This window comes from Streptomyces crystallinus (genome assembly GCF_039521265.1).
Taxonomy (GTDB): Bacteria; Actinomycetota; Actinomycetes; order Streptomycetales; family Streptomycetaceae; genus Streptomyces; species Streptomyces crystallinus.
In genome coordinates, this window is record NZ_BAAACA010000014.1 from 856,695 (window position 1) to 877,935 (window position 21,241).

General features: G+C 71.5%; 22 protein-coding genes and 1 pseudogene. 10 read left to right on the forward strand and 13 right to left on the reverse strand.

Going from position 1 to position 21,241, the window contains the following annotated elements:
- Positions 1-16 precede the first annotated feature (16 nt).
- Both ABD236_RS14375 and ABD236_RS14380 read right to left on the reverse strand, forming a co-directional pair.
- On the reverse strand, positions 17-889 hold the full coding sequence (locus tag ABD236_RS14375) for a serine hydrolase (RefSeq protein ID WP_344074010.1): 873 nt from the start codon (positions 887-889) through the stop codon (positions 17-19).
- Entirely contained in the window at positions 886-1,854 is a 969-nt protein-coding gene (locus ABD236_RS14380; protein WP_344074240.1) for a LysR family transcriptional regulator, read from the reverse strand. The genes ABD236_RS14375 and ABD236_RS14380 overlap by 4 nt, the downstream gene beginning before the upstream one ends.
- A gap of 138 nt (positions 1,855-1,992) precedes the next feature.
- On the opposite strand from ABD236_RS14380, the gene ABD236_RS14385 reads away from it, so the two are divergent.
- Together ABD236_RS14385 and ABD236_RS14390 are read left to right on the forward strand one after the other, a co-directional pair.
- The gene (locus tag ABD236_RS14385; protein WP_344074012.1) at positions 1,993-3,465 is read left to right on the forward strand and encodes a peptidoglycan D,D-transpeptidase FtsI family protein; all 1,473 of its coding nucleotides are present in this window, start codon (positions 1,993-1,995) and stop codon (positions 3,463-3,465) included.
- Between the two features lie 87 nt (positions 3,466-3,552).
- Entirely contained in the window at positions 3,553-5,433 is a 1,881-nt protein-coding gene (locus tag ABD236_RS14390) for a D-alanyl-D-alanine carboxypeptidase family protein (RefSeq protein WP_344074013.1), read from the forward strand.
- Between the two features lie 46 nt (positions 5,434-5,479).
- Here ABD236_RS14390 and ABD236_RS14395 read toward each other — a convergent pair whose 3' ends face one another.
- Positions 5,480-5,767, reverse strand: coding sequence for a hypothetical protein (locus ABD236_RS14395; RefSeq protein WP_344074014.1), 288 nt, complete (start codon positions 5,765-5,767; stop codon positions 5,480-5,482).
- A gap of 121 nt (positions 5,768-5,888) precedes the next feature.
- Here ABD236_RS14395 and ABD236_RS14400 point away from each other — a divergent pair, with 121 nt between their 5' ends.
- A complete protein-coding gene (locus tag ABD236_RS14400; protein ID WP_344074015.1) occupies positions 5,889-6,269 on the forward strand; it encodes an effector-associated constant component EACC1 in 381 nt (126 codons plus the stop codon).
- Between the two features lies 1 nt (position 6,270).
- Positions 6,271-8,256: a caspase, EACC1-associated type gene (locus ABD236_RS14405; protein WP_344074016.1), complete on the forward strand. Its 1,986-nt coding sequence runs from the start codon at positions 6,271-6,273 to the stop codon at positions 8,254-8,256.
- A 98-nt stretch (positions 8,257-8,354) separates the two neighbouring features.
- On the opposite strand, the pseudogene ABD236_RS14410 reads toward ABD236_RS14405, so the two are convergent.
- The 5 genes and pseudogenes from ABD236_RS14410 to ABD236_RS14430 form a co-directional block, all read right to left on the reverse strand.
- Positions 8,355-8,429 (reverse strand): annotated as a pseudogene (locus ABD236_RS14410) (mycothiol transferase); the annotation flags it as partial.
- Positions 8,430-8,582: 153 nt separating this feature from the next.
- Positions 8,583-9,035, reverse strand: coding sequence for a hypothetical protein (locus tag ABD236_RS14415; RefSeq protein WP_344074017.1), 453 nt, complete (start codon positions 9,033-9,035; stop codon positions 8,583-8,585).
- Positions 9,036-9,269: 234 nt separating this feature from the next.
- Positions 9,270-10,256: an AraC-like ligand-binding domain-containing protein gene (locus ABD236_RS14420; protein WP_344074018.1), complete on the reverse strand. Its 987-nt coding sequence runs from the start codon at positions 10,254-10,256 to the stop codon at positions 9,270-9,272.
- 313 nt (positions 10,257-10,569) lie between these two features.
- Positions 10,570-11,304, reverse strand: coding sequence for an ankyrin repeat domain-containing protein (locus tag ABD236_RS14425; protein ID WP_344074019.1), 735 nt, complete (start codon positions 11,302-11,304; stop codon positions 10,570-10,572).
- Positions 11,305-11,397: 93 nt separating this feature from the next.
- A complete protein-coding gene (locus tag ABD236_RS14430; RefSeq protein ID WP_344074020.1) occupies positions 11,398-12,105 on the reverse strand; it encodes an RraA family protein in 708 nt (235 codons plus the stop codon).
- A 203-nt stretch (positions 12,106-12,308) separates the two neighbouring features.
- On the opposite strand from ABD236_RS14430, the gene ABD236_RS14435 reads away from it, so the two are divergent.
- The gene (locus ABD236_RS14435; protein WP_344074022.1) at positions 12,309-13,022 is read left to right on the forward strand and encodes a GNAT family N-acetyltransferase; all 714 of its coding nucleotides are present in this window, start codon (positions 12,309-12,311) and stop codon (positions 13,020-13,022) included.
- A gap of 13 nt (positions 13,023-13,035) precedes the next feature.
- Here the strand turns inward: ABD236_RS14435 and ABD236_RS14440 are convergent, their stop codons facing one another.
- The 3 genes from ABD236_RS14440 to ABD236_RS14450 all read right to left on the reverse strand — a co-directional run bounded on the left by ABD236_RS14440 (position 13,036) and on the right by ABD236_RS14450 (position 15,417).
- Positions 13,036-13,977: an ABC transporter substrate-binding protein gene (locus tag ABD236_RS14440; RefSeq protein WP_344074023.1), complete on the reverse strand. Its 942-nt coding sequence runs from the start codon at positions 13,975-13,977 to the stop codon at positions 13,036-13,038.
- Positions 13,974-14,651, reverse strand: a complete 678-nt coding sequence (locus tag ABD236_RS14445) for an ABC transporter permease (protein WP_344074025.1) — start codon at positions 14,649-14,651, stop codon at positions 13,974-13,976. Before ABD236_RS14445 ends, ABD236_RS14440 begins: the two co-directional genes overlap by 4 nt.
- 64 nt (positions 14,652-14,715) lie before the next feature.
- Complete coding sequence (locus ABD236_RS14450; protein WP_344074027.1) at positions 14,716-15,417, reverse strand: ABC transporter permease; 702 nt, start codon at positions 15,415-15,417, stop codon at positions 14,716-14,718.
- Between the two features lie 112 nt (positions 15,418-15,529).
- On the opposite strand from ABD236_RS14450, the gene ABD236_RS14455 reads away from it, so the two are divergent.
- The gene (locus tag ABD236_RS14455; protein ID WP_344074028.1) at positions 15,530-15,997 is read left to right on the forward strand and encodes a hypothetical protein; all 468 of its coding nucleotides are present in this window, start codon (positions 15,530-15,532) and stop codon (positions 15,995-15,997) included.
- An 83-nt stretch (positions 15,998-16,080) separates the two neighbouring features.
- On the forward strand, positions 16,081-16,494 hold the full coding sequence (locus tag ABD236_RS14460; RefSeq protein ID WP_344074030.1) for an ankyrin repeat domain-containing protein: 414 nt from the start codon (positions 16,081-16,083) through the stop codon (positions 16,492-16,494).
- A gap of 122 nt (positions 16,495-16,616) precedes the next feature.
- Here ABD236_RS14460 and ABD236_RS14465 read toward each other — a convergent pair whose 3' ends face one another.
- A complete protein-coding gene (locus tag ABD236_RS14465; protein ID WP_344074032.1) occupies positions 16,617-17,357 on the reverse strand; it encodes an SDR family NAD(P)-dependent oxidoreductase in 741 nt (246 codons plus the stop codon).
- A 184-nt stretch (positions 17,358-17,541) separates the two neighbouring features.
- On the opposite strand from ABD236_RS14465, the gene ABD236_RS14470 reads away from it, so the two are divergent.
- Both ABD236_RS14470 and ABD236_RS14475 read left to right on the forward strand, forming a co-directional pair.
- Positions 17,542-18,195 (forward strand): dihydrofolate reductase family protein, encoded by a 654-nt coding sequence (locus tag ABD236_RS14470; RefSeq protein WP_344074033.1) that lies wholly within the window; start codon positions 17,542-17,544, stop codon positions 18,193-18,195.
- Positions 18,196-18,427: 232 nt separating this feature from the next.
- The gene (locus ABD236_RS14475; RefSeq protein ID WP_344074034.1) at positions 18,428-18,937 is read left to right on the forward strand and encodes a hypothetical protein; all 510 of its coding nucleotides are present in this window, start codon (positions 18,428-18,430) and stop codon (positions 18,935-18,937) included.
- Between the two features lie 272 nt (positions 18,938-19,209).
- On the opposite strand, the gene ABD236_RS14480 is transcribed toward ABD236_RS14475, so the two are convergent.
- Positions 19,210-19,800 (reverse strand): CGNR zinc finger domain-containing protein, encoded by a 591-nt coding sequence (locus ABD236_RS14480; RefSeq protein ID WP_344074036.1) that lies wholly within the window; start codon positions 19,798-19,800, stop codon positions 19,210-19,212.
- Between the two features lie 133 nt (positions 19,801-19,933).
- On the opposite strand from ABD236_RS14480, the gene ABD236_RS14485 reads away from it, so the two are divergent.
- Positions 19,934-21,178 carry an MFS transporter gene (locus ABD236_RS14485; protein ID WP_344074037.1) on the forward strand — a complete coding sequence of 415 codons (1,245 nt, stop codon included), beginning with the start codon at positions 19,934-19,936 and terminating at the stop codon, positions 21,176-21,178.
- The last annotated feature ends 63 nt before the right edge of the window (positions 21,179-21,241 follow it).

The window sequence follows — 21,241 nt, forward strand, 5'->3', positions numbered from 1 at the left end:
GCCCTGGAGCCAGGCCCTAGGAGGCCCGCAGCGCCTCCACCGCGAGGCGGGCCGCCGTGCCGATGACCGCGTCGGCCGGGGGCAGGGTGGCGGCGGTGCTGGCGGCGCGGGTGAAGACCGCGACGGCGTAGCGCCCCCCGTCCGGGTACTCGATGACCCCGACCTCGTTGCGCAGGGTCGGCAGGCTGCCCGTCTTGCCCGCGACATGGACGTCGTCGAAGGGGAAGCCGGAGGCCATCCGGTGCGGCCACACCTGGAGCCCGAGCAGCCTTCGGATCGCGGCGCCGTGTTCGGGAGCGCAGGCCTCGTCCCGCCAGACGGCGCCGAGCAGCCTGGTCATGTCACGGGGCGTGCTGCGGTTGGTGCGGGCCGGGTCGAGTGCCCTGAGCCGGGCGACGACGTACGGGTCGGCGAGCGCCCGGGCGCCGCCGGGCCCCGCGTCCTCCTTGATGGTGGCGAGGAGTTCGCGGAAGGTGTGGACGGCGTAGGTGTGCGTCAGGCCGAGCCGGGCCGTGGTGGCGTTGACGGCGTCGAGGCCGACGCGGCCGAGGAGCAGTTCGGCGGCCGCGTTGTCGCTGACGGCCGTCATCAGATAGGCCGCGTCGCGCAGCGACATCCGTACGGGATCGAGCATGGCGGCGACGCCGGTCGGCCCCGACTCCCGCTCCGCAACCGGCACTTCGACCTGCTCGGTGAGGTCCAGGCGCCCCGCCGCCGCCTGCTCGTGCAGCGCGACCAGCAGACAGAGTTTGTGCACGCTCGCGGTGACCACGGCGTGATCGCCGTCGACGCCGATCTCCGCGCCCGAGTCGATGTCCAGGGCGTGCAGCCGGCCCGTGACTCCGGCTTCGTCGAAGGCCTCGCGGATGCGGGCGGGGGCGCCGGTCACAGCCAGTACTCCGCGGCCGGGCGCAGATGCAGCGGGCGCGGAGGCAGTTCGGTGCTCACGGCCGAAGTCTCCCGCAACGCGCGCGCGGCCGCCTCGGCGAAGCTGCTCACCGCCGTGTCGCTGCGGCCGCGCGGCCACGCCACCGACAGCCGCCACGACAGCGGCGCCCCCGCGAGCGGACGCCACACGAGGTCCGGGTCACGGTCGGCGGCGTGGTCGGGATGGGCGTCCCTGGGGGTGAGGGCGACCGCTCGGGCGGAGAGGACGAGGCCGCGGATGAAGCTGGCGCCCTGCCCGTGCCGCAGGGCCGGGGGCGTGTAGCCGTTGCGCGCGCAGGTGGTCAGCACGTCGTCGTGGAGCGCGGGCGCGGCGGCACGGTGGAAGAGGATCAGGTCGTACGGGGAGAGCGCGGACAGCGGGACCGCCTCCAGCGCGGCCTCGGGGGCCTCGCGCGGCAGCAGGACGCCCACTTCGCGGCGCAGGACCGGGCCCAGTTCGAGGCCGGAGACGTCGCAGGGGTGGTGGATGAGCCCGGCGTCCAGGTCGTGCGAGGCGAACTGGGCCAGCTGCTGGCTGGTGGTCAGCTCGCGCAGCTCCAGTTCCACCCCCGGATGCCGCTCCCGGAAGTGCGTCAGGATCGCGGCGACGGTCTCGCCCGCGGTGTCCGGCGGCAGCGCGGCGCGCAGCAGTCCGCTCTCGCCGTCGCGGATGCGGCGCGCGGTGGCCATCAGCGCCTCGGAGCGGGCGAGCAGCTCACGGGCCTGAGCCAGGAGCAGGGTCCCGGCCTTGGTGATCGTCACCTGTCGGCTGCTGCGCTCGAAGAGCCGTACGCCGAGCTCGCGCTCCAGACGCTGGATGCGCTGCGAGAGCGGCGGCTGAGCCATACCGAGCCGCTCGGCGGCCCGACCGAAATGTGACTCTTCTGCAACAGCCGCGAAGCACTCCAGATGCCGAATCAAGTCCACGACCAGCGACGATATCGCAATTTTATCGATCGAGGACTGATAGTGAACTTGGACATACGGCACAGAGTGCTGCTCTGCTCTTGCCATGTCCGCCGCCGGCCCCCGCGCCGGCGACCACCGCGACCCCACCGGAGTGTGATGAACCGGCCCCTGCGGCGTACCGCCGTCTTCTGCGGCGTGCTCACGCTGGCCCTGCTCATACGGGCGACCTGGGTGCAGTTCGCGCGGAGCGACTCGCTCGCCCACCACCCGAACAACCACCGGGTGCGGATCGAGGCGTTCGCCCAGCCGCGCGGCAACATCATCGTCGGCGGCACACCCGTCACCGGGTCGGTGGCGACCCCGGGCTCGGACCTCAAGTACAAGCGCGTCTACAAGGACGGCCCGATGTACGCGCCGGTCACGGGTTTCCTCTCGCAGGCGCAGGGCGCGACGTTCCTGGAGGGCGTGCACGGCGACGTCCTCGGCGGCAAGGACAGCAGGCTGCTCGCCGGCCCCCTCGACACCCTGACCGGGGTGAAGCCGCGCGGCGGCGACGTCATCACCACCATCGCCCCGGAGGCGCAGAAGGCCGCGTACAAGGGGCTGACGGATCTGAAGGCGAAGGGCGCGGTGGTCGCGCTCGACCCGCGTACCGGCCGGATCCTCGCCATGGTGAGCACGCCCTCGTACGACCCCTCGGTCTTCGCGGGCATCTCGCGCAAGGAGAGCGAGGCGTTCAAGAAGCTCGACCAGGACAAGGACAAGCCGCTGAGCAACCGGGCGATGCGCGAGACCTATCCGCCCGGCTCGACCTTCAAGATCCTCACGGCGGCGGCCGCCCTGGAACACGGCACGGTCACCGACATCGACGCGCCCTCGGGTGCCCGGGCCCCGTACCGGCTGCCGCTCAGCACGACGGAGATCGGCAACGTCGTCCCCGACTCCCAGTGCGACAAGGTCTCGATGAGGACCGGCCTCCAGTGGTCCTGCAACAACGTCTTCCTCGACGCCGCGCTGAAGACCGGCAAGGACGGCATGCGCGAGACGGCGGAGAAGTTCGGCTTCAACAAGGAGCAGTTCACTCCGGTACGGGCGGTGGCGAGCGGCTACCCCGAGAAGCTCGACAAGCCGCAGACCGCGCTCACCGGAATGGGCCAGGGCAGCGTCACCGCCACCCCGTTGCAGATGGCCATGGTGACGGCCGGGCTCGCGAACGACGGCAAGGTCATGAAGCCGTACCTGGTCGAGGAGCTGCGCGGGCCGGACCTCTCCCCGCTCGCCAGGACCCGGCCCGAGGTGCTGAGCCAGGCCGTGTCCGGGGCCACCGCGAAGAAGGTCCAGGAAATGATGGAGTTCACCGTCACCGACGGCTCGGGCAGCAAGGTGCGGATCCCGGGTGTGACGGTCGGCGGCAAGCCCGGCACCGCGCAGCACGGCGCCGATGTGCGCGACGAGCGCCCGTACGCCTGGTTCGTCGCGTACGCCAAGCGCGGCGACGGCACCTCCCCGGTCGCGGTGGCGGTCCTCGTCGACCCCAAGGACATGAACATCTCACGCGACGCCATCGCGGGCGGACGCCTGGGGGCACCGATCGCGAAGGCGGTGATGCGGGCGGTGCTGAAGAGGTAGCGCGCCGGGCGCGGGGTTCACAGCTCGGGCTGTGATGGTGTGAGGACGACGGTTCGGATCGGATCCGATCGAACGAGGAGAGAAGCAGTGGCGGGCCAGTCCCCCGATGAGGGCAACGAGCGGAAGACGGACGTGGTGGAGGAGGAGAGGGGGGCGGCGGAGGCCGGGGCGAGCCGGGGTGGCGCGTCGCGGACCGACGTGGCGGAACCCGGCGCGGCGCGGACCGATGTGGCGCAGGCCGGCGCGGCGCGGACCGATGTGGCGCAGGCCGACGTGGCAGAACCCGACACGGAGCATGCCAGCGCGGCAGAACCCGGTACGGGGCAGGACGGCGCGCCGGATCGCCGACCCGAAGCGGCCGACGCGGCCGAGCCCGGCGCGGCGGCGCCCGGCGCCCCGGGTGCCTCCCGTGGCGCTGGCCCGGCCCCCGCATCCGAACCCGAATCCGCAGCCGAACCCGCACCCGAATCCGAATCCGAATCCGAGCGTACGAGCGAGTTCGTGGCGCTCAAGCCGCTCGACCCGCCGGTCGTCAACAAGCCGTCGCGGCCGGTGGCGGCCGGTCCCGCGTCCCGTCCCGCGTCCGGTCCCGCCTCCGGCGCCCGGGACGGGGCGGCGCCGACGCCCGCCCCCGACGCGGCACCGACCGCACCCGCCCCGCTCCCGCCCCTCGACCTGCTCGCGGAGCTCACCAACACCCCGAAGCCGCCGGAGACCCGGGCCCGTACCCTCACCCGTCGTTTCAAGATCTGGATGCCGGTCGTCCTGCTTCTGGCGCTGGTCTTCGTGGTCGTACAGGCGGTGCGCCCGCTGCCGGCGCCGTCGCTGAAGCTGGGCGCCGACACGTCCTCGTACACCTTCGACGGGCGCTTCAGCCTGCCGTGGCCCGCGAAGGGCCAGGGGGCCGTTCAGGTGCAGGGCTCGGGGAGCATCGGCACGTTCGGGGAGCAGCGGCCGGTGCCGACGGCGAGCGTCGCCAAGGTGATGACGGCGTACGTGGTCCTCAAGGGCCACCCCCTCAAGAAGGACGAGGCGGGGCCGACAATCGAGGTCGACGAGAAGGCCGTGCGGGAGGGCCAGTCCAAGGACGAGTCACGCATCGAGGGCCTGACGGCCGGGGCGAGGTTCAGCCAGCAGGACATGCTGAAGATGCTGATGATCCCGTCGGGCAACAACATCGCCCGGCTGCTGGCGCGTTGGGACACCGGCAGCACGGACGAGTCGGCGTTCGTGGCGAAGATGAACGAGGCCGCCAAGGCGCTCGGCATGAAGGACACCACGTACACGGACCCGAGCGGACTGGACCCCAGGACCGTGAGCACGGCGGTCGACCAGCTCAGGCTGGCCGAGGCGGTCATGCGCTTCGACGCGTTCCGGCCGATCGTGGCGCTGCCCAACGCCACGATCAAGGGGCTGCCGCAGCCGATCAACAACAACAACGACGACCTGCTGCTGGCCGGGCTGAGCATCAAGGGCATCAAGACGGGCTCCAACACGGCGGCGGGCGGCGCGCTGATGTGGGCCGCGTACAAGACGGTCGGCGACCTAACCCCGCTGGTCCTCGGCACCATGCTGGACCAGCACGTCGACGGCCCGGACCCCAGCGGCGGGAACAGCCTCAAGCTGGTGAAGGAGAACAGCAAGAAGGTCGTCGCGGCCGTACGGGACGCCCTGACCGCCGCCGTCACCGTGAAGAAGGGCCAGGTGGTGGGGTACGTTGACGACGGGCTCGGCGGCCGGACGCCGCTGGTGGCGACCGCCGACCTGAAGGCGATCGGCGTACCGGGCCAGCGCCTGCCCTTGCGGATCACCGGCGCGGGCGAGTCCGTACCGCACTCCGGCAAGGCCGGCGCGGTGCTGGCCACGCTGACGGTCGGCACCGGCTCCGACGCGCCGAAGGTCCCGGTCGCCCTCCAGAAGGACCTCCGCGAGCCCTCCTTCGGGGCGAAACTGACACGGCTCGGGTGATCCCGGGGCCGACGGCGTGCCGGTGGGACAGGGCGGGTCGCCGGTGTTACGACCGGTTGACCCGGCCCGCCACCGCGTGGCCGATCAGCAGGTAGACCACCGCGGGCAGCCCGTAGTTGAGGATCGTGCGCCAGTCGTCCGACTCGACGTTGAACATGTCACGCGACCAGCCGGAGAGCCAGTTCGCCGCGTGGTGGACCCAGGACACCAGGTCGTTCGCGGTGTTGGCGTCCAAGAGGTAGAAGGCGATCCACAGGATCAGGATCACTGCGGTGATGTCCGCGATGATGAGGATGATCGTCGCGGCGGGGTTTCCGCCATAGCGTCTGGACATGCCCTCCGGGTTGCCGGGAGAGGCGAGTTGAAACCGCCTTCGCACCCGGCCGTGCGGGAGGCGGTACTGTCCATGCGGGACCACAGAGATGTGTGGGCTGCGGGCTGGGGAGCGGGGACGCGTGAGGGAAGTGCTGCTGTCGCTGGCGCCCGACGAGGAGTCGGACGCGGAGGACGTCGAGCGGCTGACGCGCCGGCTCCGGGCGGAGTTGCGCGAGCTGGACGTGGACGTGCTGCCCCCGCCGCCCCTCGGGGAGCTCCCGCCGGGCGCCAAGGGCGGCGACCCGGTCACCGTCGGCGCGATCGTGGTGGTGCTGAGCGCGTCCGGCGGTGTCTTCACCGTCCTCATCGACACCCTCCGGGACTGGCTGGGCCGCCAGTCGGCCCGGCACCGCATCTCGGTGACGATCGACGGCGACTCGATCGAGCTGGAGCACGCGACCGCCGAGGAGCGGCGGGAGTTGATCGACGGCTTCGTGCGCCGTCACCGGGCGGGCGAGTAGCGTGGGCCGGCGGCTGGCCCTCCTGGTGGCCACGTACGAGTACGAGGACGCGGGGCTGCGCCGGCTCACCGCGCCCGCGCATGACGCCGAGGCCCTCGCGGAGGTGCTGCGGGACCCCGAGATCGCGGGGTTCGAGGTCACCACGCTCATCAACGAGCCGCACTACCGGGCGGGCGAGGCCATCGGCGAGCTGTTCCGCGACCGGCGGCGCGACGATCTGACGCTGCTGTACTTCACCGGCCACGGCCTCAAGGACGACGAGGGGCGGCTGCACCTGGCGATGGGCAACACCCGCCGCGACAACCTGGCGTTCACCTCGCTGCCCGCCGAGCTGATCGACCGCGCCATGACCGGCTGCGCCTCCCGGCAGCAGGTGCTGATCCTCGACTGCTGCTACAGCGGCGCCTTTCCGGCCGGTCGCCTCGCCAAGGGCGACACCGACATGCACACCCTGGAACGCTTCCGGGGCAGCGGCCGCAGCGTCCTGACCGCCTCCGACGCCACCCAGTACTCCTTCGAGGGCGACCGGCTGCACGGTCTGGCCCCGCAGTCGGTGTTCACCCGCCATCTGGTGTCCGGGCTGCGCGACGGCAGCGCCGACCTCGACGGCGACGGGGACATCACCCTGGACGAGCTGTACGCGTACGTCCACGACAAGGTCGTGGAGGAGATGCCGCAGCAGCGCCCGAAGAAGCAGGAGAACGTCGAGGGCCGGATCGTCATCGCCCGCAACGTCCACTGGCGGCTGCCCGAGCACCTGCGGCACGCCCTGGCCAGCCCGGTCCCCGCGGACCGGCTGGGCGCGATCGAGGGCCTGGCCCACCGCTACCAGGTGGGCAACGCGACCGTACGGGAGCAGGTGGCGCGGGAGATGCGGCGGCTGCTGGACGACGACAGCCGCGCCGTGTCGACGGCGGCGGCCGCGCGGTTCGATCCGCTGCTGGGCACGGCCGGTCCGGGGGCGGCGACCCCGGGCCAGGGCTCGTCGGCGGCCTTGGCGCCGTCGGCCCCGAACCGCGCGTCCACCGCCACCATCAGGTGGTCCTTCCCCACCGAGGCCGCCGTGCACGCCGAGCTCGCGGTCGTGAACGGGCTGGTCTGCGTCGGCAACAGCTTCGGCAGAGTGCACGCGGTGGAGGTGACCACCGGACGCGGACACTGGCAGTTCGAGGCCGAGAACCCCGTGCGCGCGGTACTGGCCGTGACCGAGGGCGCCCTCGCCGTCGCCGAGGGCCCGTGCGTCCACATGCTCAATGCCTACAGCGGCGGCGAACGCTGGCAGTTCGGTGTGCGCCAGCAGTCGGGCGTGGCCCTGGAGACGGACGGTGGGGCGCTCTACGTCGCCAGCGCGAACAGCGTGGACGCGCTGAACATCGCCACGGGCAAGAAGATCTGGAGGTTCTGCCCCCGCCTGGCGTACTTCCGTTGGCTGGCGGCGGCGGGCGGGCTGGTGTGGACCGCCACCGACCGTGCCGTGTACGGCGTCCACGCGGCGACCGGCAAGCGCACATGGCGGACCGCCATCACGGCCCCGGTCTCCTCCCGGTCCGCCCTGTCCGGCTGGGTCCTGTACGTCGGCAGCGGCGACGGGCAGCTGTACGCGGTCGACGCGCTGACCGGGGAGGTCAGATGGCGCACCCCCGCCGGGGGCGCCATCACCACTTCACCGGCCGTGGCCGACGGCCTGGTCTGCGTCAGCACCGAAACCGGCCTGGTGTGCGGCATCGACGCCGCGACGGGCGAGATCCGCTGGCAGTCGGCCGGTCCCACGCTGACGCGGTCCTCACCCGCGGTGGCCGGCGGCATGGTGTACGTCGGCAGCGCGGACGGCCACCTGTACGCCCTGCACGCGGAGACCGGGACCGAGCAGTGGCGAATCCCCACCACACTCGGCATCCAGCCCCCGCCGCTGGTGTCGGGCGGCGTCGTGTACGTCGCCAACGCGAGCGGCCGTCTGTACGCGGTCGACACGCGCGGAGGGGCGTGAGGGGCGGCGTGCGGCGGGGCGCAGGGCGATCTACACCCCCTTGACCCCGTCGATCCGCTCCCGCAGCAGATCCGCGTGTCCGTTGTGCCGGGCGCCTGCCCGGCGAACACCCGCTGGAACCAGTTCCGTTCGATCTCCGCCATGTGCTGGACGAGGCCGAGCAGCGTCATGGCGCGGACCACCTTCGCACGGGCCACTGACAACGGGGAGGGCACGCGGGCACGCGGCGCGGCGCTCGGGGACGAGCCGGTCGGCGGCGTTGTCGCGGACACCGTATGGCTCCCGGCTCCCCGGCCTCGCCGCCGACCCGCTCCTGCCGGCTGACGTCACCTGTGGATGGTGAGGCAGGCCACGTCACGGCCTTCTATGGATCCGCAGACCTTGTTGTTCTGGTTCATGGAGACGTAGTAGTCCCAGCGCCAGGAACCGTACTTCCCGAGCCAGGGCCCATAGTGGGTCTGGCCGTCCCAGGTACTGGAAATCACTCCCCGGCCCGTGGGGTCGCCGTTCCGATTGGTGACGGTCGCGTAATTCACGTAAAGGCCGGACCCGTTGACGTAGATGCAGGTGGTGCCGTGGCATCCGGTCGCGGTGAAGGTGCCGGTACGCGCGTCGCGGTTCACCGTGACGGTCGTACCGGCGCTGCTCGCCGACACCTTGGCGGCGGCCGGAGCCGACGCCGGGGAGGTGCCGGCGGCGGCGTTGGCCACGGTGGGTGTGAGGGCGGCGCCCATGAGGAGGGCGCCCAGAACGGCCGTGCGCGGCAGGGCGAAGTGCATGTCTGACTCCTTTGCCGAAGGCTTCTGAGAGATACCGAGTCGGCTTTGTATCGGCTCGGTGAAAGGAGTTTGCAGGAGAGGGCGACACCTGGTCGTTGGGACGTCGCGCACGGTTCGTTGTCATTCAGCGCATCCGGATTTCCTTGTTCCGGACATACGCCGGGATTTTCGGTTCCTGGCCGGAAAAGCGTCGTGAACGGGCGGCACGTTCGCACGCGCCGTGCGACGCGCCGCTCAGCGCGCAGCGCGAGCGTCGTCCGCTGCCAGCGCCCGTGCCCGGACGTCGCTCGGCGAGACGCCGTAGGCGCCCCGGAACGCCCGGCTGAAGTCCGCGGGGCGGTGGTACCCCCACCGGGCGGCGGTCTCGCCGATCGTGCGGTGACGCAGTCTCGGGTCGGCCAGGTCCCTGCGGCAGCGTTCCAGTCGGCGGCGCCGGATCGTGGCGGCGACGCTCTCCCCGGAGGTCTGGAAGAGCAGATGCAGGGAGCGCAGCGACATGTGGTGCCGGGCCGCGATCACGGACGGGTTCAGGTCCGGGTCGGCGAGGTTGCGGTCGATGAAGGCCGTGATACGCGTGATCAGGACCTGTCGGCGCGTCTCGGGCGAGAGCCGCTCCGCGGCGTCGACACGCTGGGCGAGGTACGCGGAGGCCAGGTCCAGGGTGACCGTTCCCAGGGTGTTCAGGTCCTGGGGGCGGCAGGCGTGGGCCTGGTCGAGGACCTCGGTGAGGAACGCGGCCAGGATCGCCCCCATGCCACTGGTCGCGGGCATGCGCGTCGCCACCAGGCGGTCGATCCGGTCGAGTGGGAGGGACAGCGCCGAGCGTGGCAGATGAACGATGATCGCCTCGGCGTGGTCTCCGCAGACGCCGCCGTCGAATGGCTGCGAGGTGTCCCAGAGGAGCAGGTCGCCCGCCCGGGCGGCGGTGTCGTTGCGGCGCTGCGACAGCCACATCGGCTCGCCCATGATCAGGGAGAGCTCGTAGACCTCGGGGTCGGACTGGCGGATGAGCGTCCGGGTGCGGAGAGACCGGATCGGCGCGAAGTGCATCGCGGTCACTTTGACCAGACCCAGGTCTGCCGTCTCCGCCCCGGCCTGGAACTCGGCGGCGTGATCGCTGGTGATGATGGTGCGGGCGACGTCCTGCCAGACCAGGTCGCACCACCAGTCGAATCGTTCCGCCGCCGGTATCGGGTCCGTGGACACGCGCGCGACCGGCATGGACTCCCCCGTGGTGAGCGGACAGACGTGCGCGTGGCTCCAGCGCCCGATGGGGCCCACGGGAGATGGCTGCGCACGTTCCGCACGACCCCGGTGGAGCGACGCGACCCCGGGGAAAACGGTAGTGGACCGGCCCCCGGGACCGAGCCTCGTTTCCCGCCATGTCCCGGCCCAGGGACGGAAACCGCCAGGCGCCACGGGCAGGGCGAGGCCGTCGGCGGCGCGGCGGTTGGGCCGTCGAGCCTCTCGGTGCCACGAGGAGGGTACGTGAGTGGCGCATCGGCGATGCCCACCGGCCGGGAACGCGGCCGCGTCAGATCCGCTCCCTGGCCGATCGCGCCCCCAACCCCCGCAACCACGCGGTCACTTCCTCATGCTCCCCGCGCACGGCCGCGTCCAGCGGAGTCAGCTCGTCGTAGCCGACCCAGTCGATGTCACCGCCCCGCTCCCGCAGATACGCGGCCGTCCGCTGCTGTCCGCCGTGGCAGGCACACCACAGGGCCTCCGTGACGTCGGCGGCGGGCGGCGGTGGGGCGTCGGGAGTGAAGTACGCGGCGACGCGGTCGAGTTCGCCGAGGCCTGCCGCCTGCCACAAGGTCGTACGAGCGCCGCGTTCCAGCAGTCGGCGCCCGGCCCGCCACTGGCCGAAAGCGACCGCGTCCGCGATGGCCGTGCCGCCAGCGATGACCGAGCCGTCGACCTCGATGTCGGCGCCCAGGTCGAGCAGTGTGTCCAGGACGGCGACGTCGTCGCAGCTGGCCGCCCAGTGCAGCGGGGTCTCCGCGTGCGGGCCGGCGAACCGGGCTCCGACGTCCGCGCCCGCCGCGACGAGCGCGGCCACGACCGCCGGGCCGTTCGGGAAGTGGCCCGGCCAGTCGGTGGCCACGTGCAGCAGCGTGCGGTTCACCAGTTCGTCGCCGAGGCGGGCGGCGGCGAGGCCGGGGTGGGCGGCGAGGAGGGCCTGGAGGCCACGGACGTCTCCGGAGCGGATGGCCACCGTGACGTCGACCGCCAGCGGCTCGTGCGCGCCGATCAGCATCGCGGACATCGTGGGCGCCGGTCCTTCCGCCGAGAGGCCGTGGGCTCCTGAAGTCGTACGGCGATGTGTGCCGTACGCATATACGCCATCCTATTCCCCGGCCTACTCCTCGATCGCCCCACCCACCGCGCGCAGATGCTCACGGAACGTGAGCGCGGGGTTGCCCCGGCGCCCTTCGAGGTAGCGGGTGAACTGCACCTGCTCGCGCAGGGAGTTGCCCTCGCGGATACGGTCCGCCTGGCGGCGCTCGGTGTCGCGGATCGTCTCGGCGACGGTGAGGAGTTCGGCCGCCCGGTCGGCGGGGACGAAGAGCACGCCGTCGTCGTCCCCGAAGACGACGTCCTCGCGGCTCACGGTCCACTCCCCCACGGTGGCCGCCTCCAGGGCGTCCTTGGCGCGGCCGTCGAGCCGCTGGGGCCCGGTCGGGGTCGCGCCCATGCTGAAGACCGGCAGCCCGATCGCCCGGATGTCGGCCGTGTCGCGGTGCAGGCCCCAGATGACCACTCCGGACAGCCCGGCGTCCTTCGCCTCAAGGACGGCGAGATCGCCGACGCAGGCCTCGTCGAGCCGTCCGCCGTTGTCTACGACGAGGACGTCACCGGGCGCGGCCTCCTCGTACGCCTCCAGGAAGATGTCGACACTGCCGACGTGCCGCACCGGCGCCACCCGCCCGGCGACGCGTCCGCCGTCCACCACGGCGCGTACCACGGGGGGCGCGCACCGCACGGGCACGCGGGCGCGCAGGCACGCGTCCGCCACGTGTGCGGTGGTCAGTGTCGCGAACCGGCTGTGGAGCTCGTCGTGGTCCATGGTCTCGTGTCCCTCTCGCCCGTTCCTGCTCTCGCGGCTTCCTCGACCCCATTGTCGGGGTGCGGCCGGGGTCGACGTGCGGGTGAATTCCTCAAGTCGCTTACGTAGGCGTACGTAGAGGAAAATGTGGATGTGAAAAATCGGGTGGGTTGTCCGGCTGGAGCGGCCCCCTCCGGGGGCGCTCCACTGCCATGATGGGCCCCATGCCCCAGCTGGTCCCTGCCGTTGTCCCGGCAGGCCGCCTCGGACGGTCCGACCAACCGGCCCTCGCGGTGTCCGCCGGTCTGTTTCTGCGGCCCTGGGAACTCGACGACGCGTCATTCGTTTACCAGGCGTACCAGGATCCGGCGATCCAGCACTGGACGCGGCGGCGCGCGGACTGCGAGATCGAGACCCGGGGCTGGATCGCGCGCTGGCGCCAGGGCTGGCGTGCGGAGACGGACGCGCACTGGGCGGTGGCGCGTTCCGACGACGGGGCGCTGGTGGGCTGGGTGGCGCTGTGCTCCCTGGACCTGGCGGTCGGCCGCTCCGACTGCCGGTACTGGATCCTGCCCTCGATGCGCGGGCTGGGGGTCGCTCCGGCGGCGGTCTCCACGCTGGCGTCGTGGGCGCTGGACACGGTGGGGCTGCACCGGATCGAGATCGCCCATCCGATGTCGAACCAGGCCGCCTGCCGGGTGGCCCTGAAGTCGGGCTTCCCGCCGGAGAGCACCCGCCGCAGCGCCCAGTTGCACGCGGACGGCTGGCACGACGTGCACGTCCATGTGTGTGTACAGGAGAGCGCCGAGCAGTGGGCGCAGGAGGGACCGGCGGAGCAGCATGCGCTGGGGCGGGGGCAGCGGCAGATGCACCGGCGGGGCAAGGACCGGTTGCGGGATCGTATTCAGGGCCGCAGAAAGCCTTCGGACAGCAAGTAGGTCACTGTCCCGGTCAGGCCTTCACGAGGCCCTTCGACAGCAGGTAGTTCCTGGCGACGTCCTTGGGCAGCCGTCGCCAGCTGTCCACCTGCTGATTGAGGCTCGCGAGATCGGCGGTCGTGAGCACGGCGTTGAGCGCCCCCAGCGCGCGGGTCACGCCCTCGCTCCCCGCCCGTGAGCGGTTGACGACGGGCACGATGTAGTCGGCGTTCTGAAGGTGGCGGTCGTCGGCGAGGAGAACGAGCCCGAAGGCGTCCAGGGTGGCGTCCGTCGTCGTGGTGAGGACCATCTGGTCCCGTCCGTTCTGCACGGCCTGTTTGGACTGGGTGGTGCCTACGCCTTTGGGGTCGACGGCGGTGATGTCGATGCCGTACGTCTTCTTCAGCCCCGGTTCACAGTAGGGCCGCTGTACGCACTCGTCCCCGGCGGCGAGCCGTACGGGCAGTTTCGCGGCGCCCAGATCGCTGAGGGTCTTGAGCTGGTGCTGCCGGGCGTAGGCGGCGGTCACGGCGAAGGCGTTCTGGTCGACGGCCCTGCCGGGGTCGAGGACGGTGAGGCCGCGCGGGGTGGCCAGGGCGCGCAGGGCCTTCATGGTGGTGGCGAGGTCGGGCGAGCCGACGGGCTCCGCGTCGGGCCCGTGGGCTTTGGCGTTGAGCCAGTCGGCGAAGGTCGCGGCGTATTCCGGTACGACGTCGATCTGCCCGGCTTCCAGGGCGGGTTCGTAGAGCTCCCGGTTGGTGACGGAGAGGATCTTGGTGCTGTAGCCGGCCTGCCCGAGCAGCAGGGCGTACATCTGCGCGAGGAGATCGCTTTCGGTGAATCCGGCGGTGCCGATGGTGAGGTGCTTGCTGTCGCCGGGGGGTGCGGTGACGGCGCCCTGGGTTTCGAGGGTGGGGCCGGTGGTGCAGGCGGTGAGGGCGAGTAGTGCGGCCGGCAGAGCGAACCGGGCTCTCATACGGGGCCACCGCCTCTCGCCCAGAGGGGCGCCAACCGCTGGGCGACCTCGAAGAGCGCCTCCACGAGGAGGGCGAAGACGGCGACGAGGACGGCTCCGGCGACGACCTGCGGGGTGGAGGCGAGGTTGAACCCGGCGGTGATGATCCGCCCGAGCCCGCCACCGCCGGCGAGCGCGGCGAGGGTGGCGGTGGCGACGAGCTGGACGGCCGCGATCCGTACGCCCGTGAGGACGAGCGGCAGGGCGAGCGGCAGCTCGACGCGCCACAACATCTGGCTGCCGGTCATGCCCATGCCCCGCGCGGCCCGTACGACGTCGCGGTCGACCTCGCGCATGCCGACGTACGCGTTGGTGAGGAGCGGCGGTACGGCGAAGAGGATGAGCGCCACGATGGTGGGTGCTTCGCCGTGCCGCCCGAGCGGAGTGAGGAGGAGCAGGACGAGGACGGCGAAGGTGGGGACGGCCCGGCCAATGTTGGAGAGGTTGACGGCGAGGGCGCCGCCTTTGCCCAGGTGGCCGAGGACGAGGGCGACGGGCAGCGCGATGAGGCAGCTGAGGACGAGGCAGAGGGCGGTGAGCCAGAGGTGTTCGCCGAGCCGGTGCCAGATGCCGTTCTCGCCGTGCCAGTGGGCGGAGCTGGTGAGCCAGGACCAGGCGTCGGAGAGGGTGCTCATGGGCGGGCCGCCGTGCACGGCTCGGCGGGCGGGGCCGTAGCCGGGCGGCCCGGGGCTCCGGCGTTCATGCGCGTACCGCCCGGGTCCAGGGGGTGAGCAGCCGCTGGGCGAGGAGGAGGACGAGGTCGGCGGCGACGGCGATGAGGACGCAGAGCACGGAGGCGGTGAGGACCTGCGCCTTGAAGTACGTGTTCATCCCGCTGTAGATGAGGTTGCCGAGGCCGCCGTAGCCGACGATGGCGCCGACGGTGACGAGGGAGACGGCGGAGACGGTGGCGATCCGCAGCCCCGCCATGGCGGCGGGCAGGGCGAGCGGCAGCTCGACGGCGACCAGCAGCCGTACGGGCCCGTATCCCATGCCGCGTGCGGCCTGCCGGGTGTCCTCGGGAACGGCTCGCAACCCCGCGAGGATGTTGCGGACGAGAAGGGTGAGCGAGTAGAGCACGAGCCCGGCGACGACGAGGGTGGCGGAGAGCCCGTACACCGGCAGGAGCAGCGAGAACATCGCGAGGGAGGGGATGGTGTAGAGGACGGTGGTGAGCCCGAGGACGGGCCCGGCGGCCCATCGCCAGCGCCGCGCGGCGACGGCGAGCGGAAGAGCGACGGCGAGCCCGATGGCCACGGAGGCGAGGGTGAGCTGAAGGTGCTGGACGACGGCGTCCCAGAGGATCTGGCTGCGGGAGGACACGTACTCACCGCAGATCCACTCGTTGCGCGCGAGACAGTCGTCCGGGGGCGCGGTGAGGCGGTGGAGTGCGGCGGTCACCTGTCCATTGGAGCGTGGGGGTGGGGTGGGCGCGCGGAGGGGTGGGCCGATGGGGTGTCTGTCTTGAGGACGGCGGGTGTGTTCTGGCAGGGGTGGTGCCTATCCTCCGGCCATGGAGTGGGCGACGGTGGTGGGGACGGCGCTGGGTGCGCTGATCGGTATGGGCGGCACGCTGTTCGCGGAGCGGGCGCGGTGGAGACGGAACTTGGGCGAGCAGGAGCGGGGCGAGTTACGTACGGCGTACGCGCGCTATCTGGACGCGGCGACGCTGGCGCGGGACGCGATCTCGCTGGCCAGCCGGAACGTCGATCTCGAGCCGGGGGAACGCGCCGAGCTCGCGAGATCGGCGATCCACGACAACGCGGTGTACGCCCGCCAGTACGAGCTGGAGCTCGTCGCACCTGCCGAGGTGGTGACGAAGGCGCGGGAGGCGACGAAGGCGTTGGGGGTGTATCGGGATGCGGTGATGGCGGGGGCGACGTATGAGACGGCCGAGTGTGCGGGGGCGCGGCGGGCGTTTCGGGGGGTGCGGCAGTCGACTATGGATGCGATGCGGGTGACGTTGGATCGGGCGCGGTGAGGGGGGCCGGAGCAGGTTGGAGGTGGGGCGGCGACCGAAAACAACTCGCCCGGCCGCGCGTCCGCGCCGTAACCTCGGCCGCCATGAACCATCGTCGGCGCAAGAAGCAGACCCGCCGCCTCTTCGGGGCGATCGTGGAGGGTGACGCGGCCCGGGTCAGGGCGGCACTGAGGTCCGGGGCGGACGCGGAGGGCACGGACGCGGGGGGCACGACTCCTCTCTACGAGGCGGCGGTGAACGGCCGTGCCAAGATCGCCGGCCTGCTGCTGGCGGCCGGGGCGGCCCCCGACGCGGAGAGCCGTGGCCCCGGCGCGGAGGGGACGCCGCTGTGTGCGGCGGCGTGCTGGGGGCACGTCGAGACGGTGCGGGTACTGCTGGCGCAAGGGGCTGATCCGGACCTTCGGGAGGACGGCGGGACGGGTTGGTCCCCGCTGGAGTGGGCGCTGCACGGGCCGCACCCGGAGACGGTCGCGGTTCTGAGGGGCGCGGGCGCGTAGGGGGTGGGTCAGGCGGTGTAGCCGCCGTCGACGGCGAGGGTGGTGCGGGGCACGCAGGAGGCCGGTCAGGCCGTGTAGCCGCCGTCGACGGCGAGGGCCGTGCGGGGCACGCAGGAGGCCGGTCAGGCCGTGTAGCCGCCGTCGACGGCGAGGGTGGTGCCGGTGACGTAGCGTCCGCCGGGGCCGGCCAGGTAGGTGACGGCGGCGGCGATGTCGTCGGCGGTGCCGTACCGCCCCAGCGCGGTGAGCGAACGCTGGAAGTCGGCGGTCTCCCCGGCGGCGGGGTTCATGTCGGTGTCGATCGGGCCCGGATCGACGACGGTGGCGGTGATCCCGCGCGGCCCGAGCTCGCGGGCGAGGCCTTTGGTGAGTCCGATGAGGGCGGTCTTGGCCATGGCCTGGAGGACGAAGTTCGCGCCGGGGACACGTCCGTTGAAGCACGAGCCGATGCTGATGATGCGCCCGCCGTCGCTCATGTGCCGGGCGGCGGCCTGGGCGGCGAGGAAGACAGACCGGACGTCGACGGCGAGGACCCGGTCGAGTTCGTCGACGGTCACGTCGTGGAGAGGGCCGTAGGTGAGGAAGCCGGCGTTGTTGACGAGGATGTCGATGCGCCCGAGCTCCCGTACGGTCTGCTCGACGGCGGCGGTGGCGGCGTCGGGCTGGGTGAGATCGGCGTGAATGACGAGGGCCCGACCCCCATCCGCCTCGATGTCCTTGGCGACGGCGCGGGCTTGGTCCTCGGCCTGTACGTAGGTGAGGGCGACGGCGGCGCCTGCGGCGGCGAGGCGCTTGGCCATGGCGGCGCCGATGCCGCGGCTGCCGCCGGTGATGAGGGCCACCTTGCCGGTCAGCTCGCTCATTGCTGTTTCCTCCTTGGTAGGGACACGCTTGCGATGCTGTGACCGTAAGAGTTGACACCGGTGTCAGGTTCAAGCCGTGGGATCGGGGCGGCCCGCTCCCATGTGCCGCGTACCGCGTGTCGGAGCGATGAGTTTCCCCCTCCGGGCGAGTCACATGGGTACCACCAACAGCAGGAGGTAGCAGATGGCTCAACTACTGAGGGTCCAGAACTTCAACGTCTCGGGGGACGGGTACGGCGCGGGTGCCGCTGAGGAGCAGAGTCTCGAGAACCCCTTCGGGCTCCCCAACGCGAGCGACCTGTTCAGCTGGGCGGGTGCGACGGCGAGTTGGCCGATGCGTACGGATCCCGGGGGCAGCCGGGGCCTGGACGACTACTTCACGCGGGACTTCGCGCGCAACATCGGTGCGGAGATCATGGGCCGGAACAAGTTCGGGCCGCTGCGGGGGCCGTGGGAGAACGAGGAGTGGCGGGGTTGGTGGGGCAAGGAACCGCCGTTCCACACACCGGTGTTCGTGATGACGCACCACAAGCGCCCGTCGTTCACGCTGTCCGACACGACGTTCCACTTCGTGGGCGGGGACCCGGCCGAGGTGCTGGCGCAGGCGCGGGAGGCGGCGCGGGGCAAGGATGTCCGCCTGGGTGGCGGGGTGACGACGATCCGGCAGTTCCTCGATGCGGACTTGGTCGACACGATGCATGTGGCGGTGTCGCCGCAGATCCGATACGGCTCCGGCGTACGGCTGTGGGAATCCCCGGACGAGCTGCGGGACCGCTTCCACTTGGAGGTGGTGCCGAGTTCGAGTGGGGTGATGCATCACTTGTTCTGGAGGCGGTGAGGCGGGGGCGCGCCCGCTGATCGGGCACGGTCGTGATGGAGCTCAGGGGCTCCATCACGACTCAGTGGGGTCGGCACCACCCGGTGGCACTCCGCTGGTGCGGCGGCCCGGCCCGGGACGACGAGGTCCTTCTCCGCTAGCAGGGGGCCGTACCGCCGGAATCGGCCTTCCCCGACGCCAAGAAGCGCATTACCCACTCGTCCGATTTCGGGAAGTACAACAGGATGATGCGGTGACGAACACCGGATATCCCCTGGCCTCCGATCGACCAGACGGCATCAGCTCGATCGTCCTGCTCTTCATCCTCCTGATCGGGCTCATCACCGTCTTCAGCCTGGTGGGTTACCTCGTCTCCTCCGGAGTCGAGCGTGGAAGCCTGCCGAAGACCGCAAGCGCATGGCTTAAGACATCCGCCATCCTTCTCGCCGTTGCGACCGTCCTGATGTACATGCTCGGCGCCGGAAGCCTGATCTTCATGGAAGAGCCGGACATGTACGCGGCCTGCCGTAACGCCGGAGGAGCCGCGAAATACCACGAGTGGGACGGGTACGACGGCAGCTACTTCCCGCCGCGGTTCCTCTGCCACGTCAAGGGAGGCGGAAGCTACCCCGCCCAGGTGCCCGGATACGTGAACCCTTCCCTGCTCCTACTGTCTTCGCTGACAGTCGCGACATCCGGCCTCGCCTGGTTTACCAGACCGAAAGTCGCGACTGACAACACCACGGGGACGCCTGCGCCGTGACGACTGCATCGTTCGTTGAGCGGTCGCCGCCCCTGGAGGCTGAGCATTAGCCCCCGGGCCCTTCCGCACATCAGTCGCTCTGGAACCGGACGACGTGCGCCTCCAGCACTACGACGAGCAACTGAAGGTCCCCGCCCCACGGCACTGCCCTCGACCGGCGCGTTCGCCGTGCCCTCTACCCACACCCGAACCCATCGTCCACGGGCAAATGAAACAGGACGGTCGTCCTGATATCGGGCGGTGTACTCAATCCTGACTGCCCCTCATGGCGCTTAATGCACGGCCCGGTCCCGCTCCGCGTAATGCCGTGCCGCCCGCACCCGATTCCCGCATCGGTCCGAGCACCAGCGACGCGCCGCGTGGGAGCGGATGAACAGGCGGGTGCAGCCCGTCGCGCCGCAGGTCGAGAGTTTGGTGGCTGATGGGCCCGTCAGCAGGGCCGCTCCGTCCTCCGCCAGCTGCGTCAGGGCCGCCTCCAACCGTGTTCCCGGTCTATCCCCCACCGCCACCCGCGGGCCCTTCGCGCTCCACGTCAGCTCACGTACGCCCGGGGCCGCCGCCAGCGCGTCGTTGAAGCACTCCAGGGCTGGCTTCGTTGGGCGTTCGCCCTCGATGTGCGCGCTGAAGATCTCCCTCGTGGCCTCGCGTAGCAGGCGGAGACGCCTCAGCTCCGTCTGCGACAGCGTCCCCACCGGGGCGAGCCCCCGCTCCCGCAGCCATCGGCCCGCCGCCGCCACGTCCGGCAGCCCGTCGTGGGGGCCGCTCGGCAGTTCGTACTCGGTGTTGACCAGGGCGAGGGAGTGGTGCTCCGTCTCGCCGGGGGCGGGGCCTTGGGCTGTGGTCGATCGTTCGGCGGCGTTCACGTTCATAACGGTATCAGTTGAGGTTTGCCGTGACTCCGCGTACGGTCGGCGCTGGCTCATAACGGCAAATGCGCGCTTTCTCCGTTAGGCGTACGGCTGTTCGCGAAGGCACGCACCTATCTAGGACCCACCCATGACACCAACCGACCCGCACAACCGCCTCAACCTCCGCTTCATCGCGCTCGCCATCGGCATGTTCGCCATCGGCACCGACAGCTTCGTGGTCGCCGGCATTCTGCCGAGCGTCGCCGAGGACCTGGACGTCGGCGTTTCCACCAGCGCCGAGCTCATCACCGCGTACGCCCTCGCCTACGCGATCCTGTCGCCGCTCGTGGCCTCGGTCGCCGGGCGGGCCTCCCGCAAGCTGCTGCTCATCGGTGGGCTCGCCGTCTTCGTCGCGGGCAACATCGGCACCGGCCTCGCCCCCACCTTCGAAGCCGCCATGGCCTTCCGCGTCGTCGCGGCGCTCGGCGGCGCCATGTTCACGCCGACCGCCGCGGGCGCCGTCGTCGCCCTGGCCGGACCCGAGCGGCGCGCCACCGCCCTGTCCATCCTCTTCGGAGGGCTCAGCGCGGCCACCGCCCTCGGCTCACCCATCGGCACCGCCATCAGCGGGGTGACGGACTGGCGCGGCACCATGATGTTCGTTGCCGCCGTCGGCGCGCTCGCCGCCGTCGCCGTACTCATCGGGCTGCCCGCCGTACCGCGCCCACCCGCCGTCCCCTTCAAACAGCGGCTCTCCCCGCTCGCCGACGCGCGGATCACCCTCACGCTGGTCCTGCTGCTCGTCTCGTACAGCGGTCTCTTCGTCCTCTACACGTACGTCAGCCAGGTATTCCGACCCGCCACCGGCGGCGCCGGCACCACCCTCGCGTGGCTGCTGTTCGCGTGGGGCGTGGCCGCCGTCGTGGGCAACCTGTTCGCCGGGCGCCTCACCGACGCGTACGGCAACCGGGTCGTCATCAACACCGCAGGTGTTACGGCGGTTTTCGTCTTCCTCACAACACCGTGGAGCAGCCAGCACCTCGTCTCGGCGTTCGTCGCGGTCGTCCTCTGGGGCGCGTGCGGGTGGGCCATGCTCGTCCCGATCCAGCACCGGCTCGTCGGTGTGAACCCTGCCGCCTCCCAGCTCTCCGTCTCCCTGAGTTCCTCGGCCAACTACATCGGCGTCTCGCTGGCGCCGGTCATCGGGGGCTTCCTCCTGGACCACGTGGTGTCCGCCAACCACCTCGGCCTTCCGGCCGCCGCCGTCGTCGCCACCGGTCTGCTGATCGGTGAGCTGAGCCACCGGGTGATCGTGCGCGGCACGGGGGCTGTCGCCGCCGCGACCGACACCCTCACCCCAGCCGCGAACCCTTCCCCCGCCAACCATCCCTGACACGCGCCTGCCACCCGGGTGATCCGTACGTCTGCGGACCCGGCGGGTCGCGGGTCGCCATCC

Bases quoted from the DNA above. Each gene is read 5' to 3' on its own strand.
- ABD236_RS14385 (WP_344074012.1), top strand. From the start codon at position 1,993: ATGAACCGGCCCCTGCGGCGTACCGCCGTCTTCTGCGGCGTGCTCACG.
- ABD236_RS14395 (WP_344074014.1), bottom strand. From the start codon at position 5,767: ATGTCCAGACGCTATGGCGGAAACCCCGCCGCGACGATCATCCTCATC.
- ABD236_RS14415 (WP_344074017.1), bottom strand. From the start codon at position 9,035: ATGCACTTCGCCCTGCCGCGCACGGCCGTTCTGGGCGCCCTCCTCATG.
- ABD236_RS14420 (WP_344074018.1), bottom strand. From the start codon at position 10,256: ATGCCGGTCGCGCGCGTGTCCACGGACCCGATACCGGCGGCGGAACGA.
- ABD236_RS14425 (WP_344074019.1), bottom strand. From the start codon at position 11,304: ATGTCCGCGATGCTGATCGGCGCGCACGAGCCGCTGGCGGTCGACGTC.
- ABD236_RS14430 (WP_344074020.1), bottom strand. From the start codon at position 12,105: ATGGACCACGACGAGCTCCACAGCCGGTTCGCGACACTGACCACCGCA.
- ABD236_RS14435 (WP_344074022.1), top strand. From the start codon at position 12,309: ATGCCCCAGCTGGTCCCTGCCGTTGTCCCGGCAGGCCGCCTCGGACGG.
- ABD236_RS14440 (WP_344074023.1), bottom strand. From the start codon at position 13,977: ATGAGAGCCCGGTTCGCTCTGCCGGCCGCACTACTCGCCCTCACCGCC.
- ABD236_RS14445 (WP_344074025.1), bottom strand. From the start codon at position 14,651: ATGAGCACCCTCTCCGACGCCTGGTCCTGGCTCACCAGCTCCGCCCAC.
- ABD236_RS14455 (WP_344074028.1), top strand. From the start codon at position 15,530: ATGGAGTGGGCGACGGTGGTGGGGACGGCGCTGGGTGCGCTGATCGGT.
- ABD236_RS14460 (WP_344074030.1), top strand. From the start codon at position 16,081: ATGAACCATCGTCGGCGCAAGAAGCAGACCCGCCGCCTCTTCGGGGCG.
- ABD236_RS14465 (WP_344074032.1), bottom strand. From the start codon at position 17,357: ATGAGCGAGCTGACCGGCAAGGTGGCCCTCATCACCGGCGGCAGCCGC.
- ABD236_RS14470 (WP_344074033.1), top strand. From the start codon at position 17,542: ATGGCTCAACTACTGAGGGTCCAGAACTTCAACGTCTCGGGGGACGGG.
- ABD236_RS14485 (WP_344074037.1), top strand. From the start codon at position 19,934: ATGACACCAACCGACCCGCACAACCGCCTCAACCTCCGCTTCATCGCG.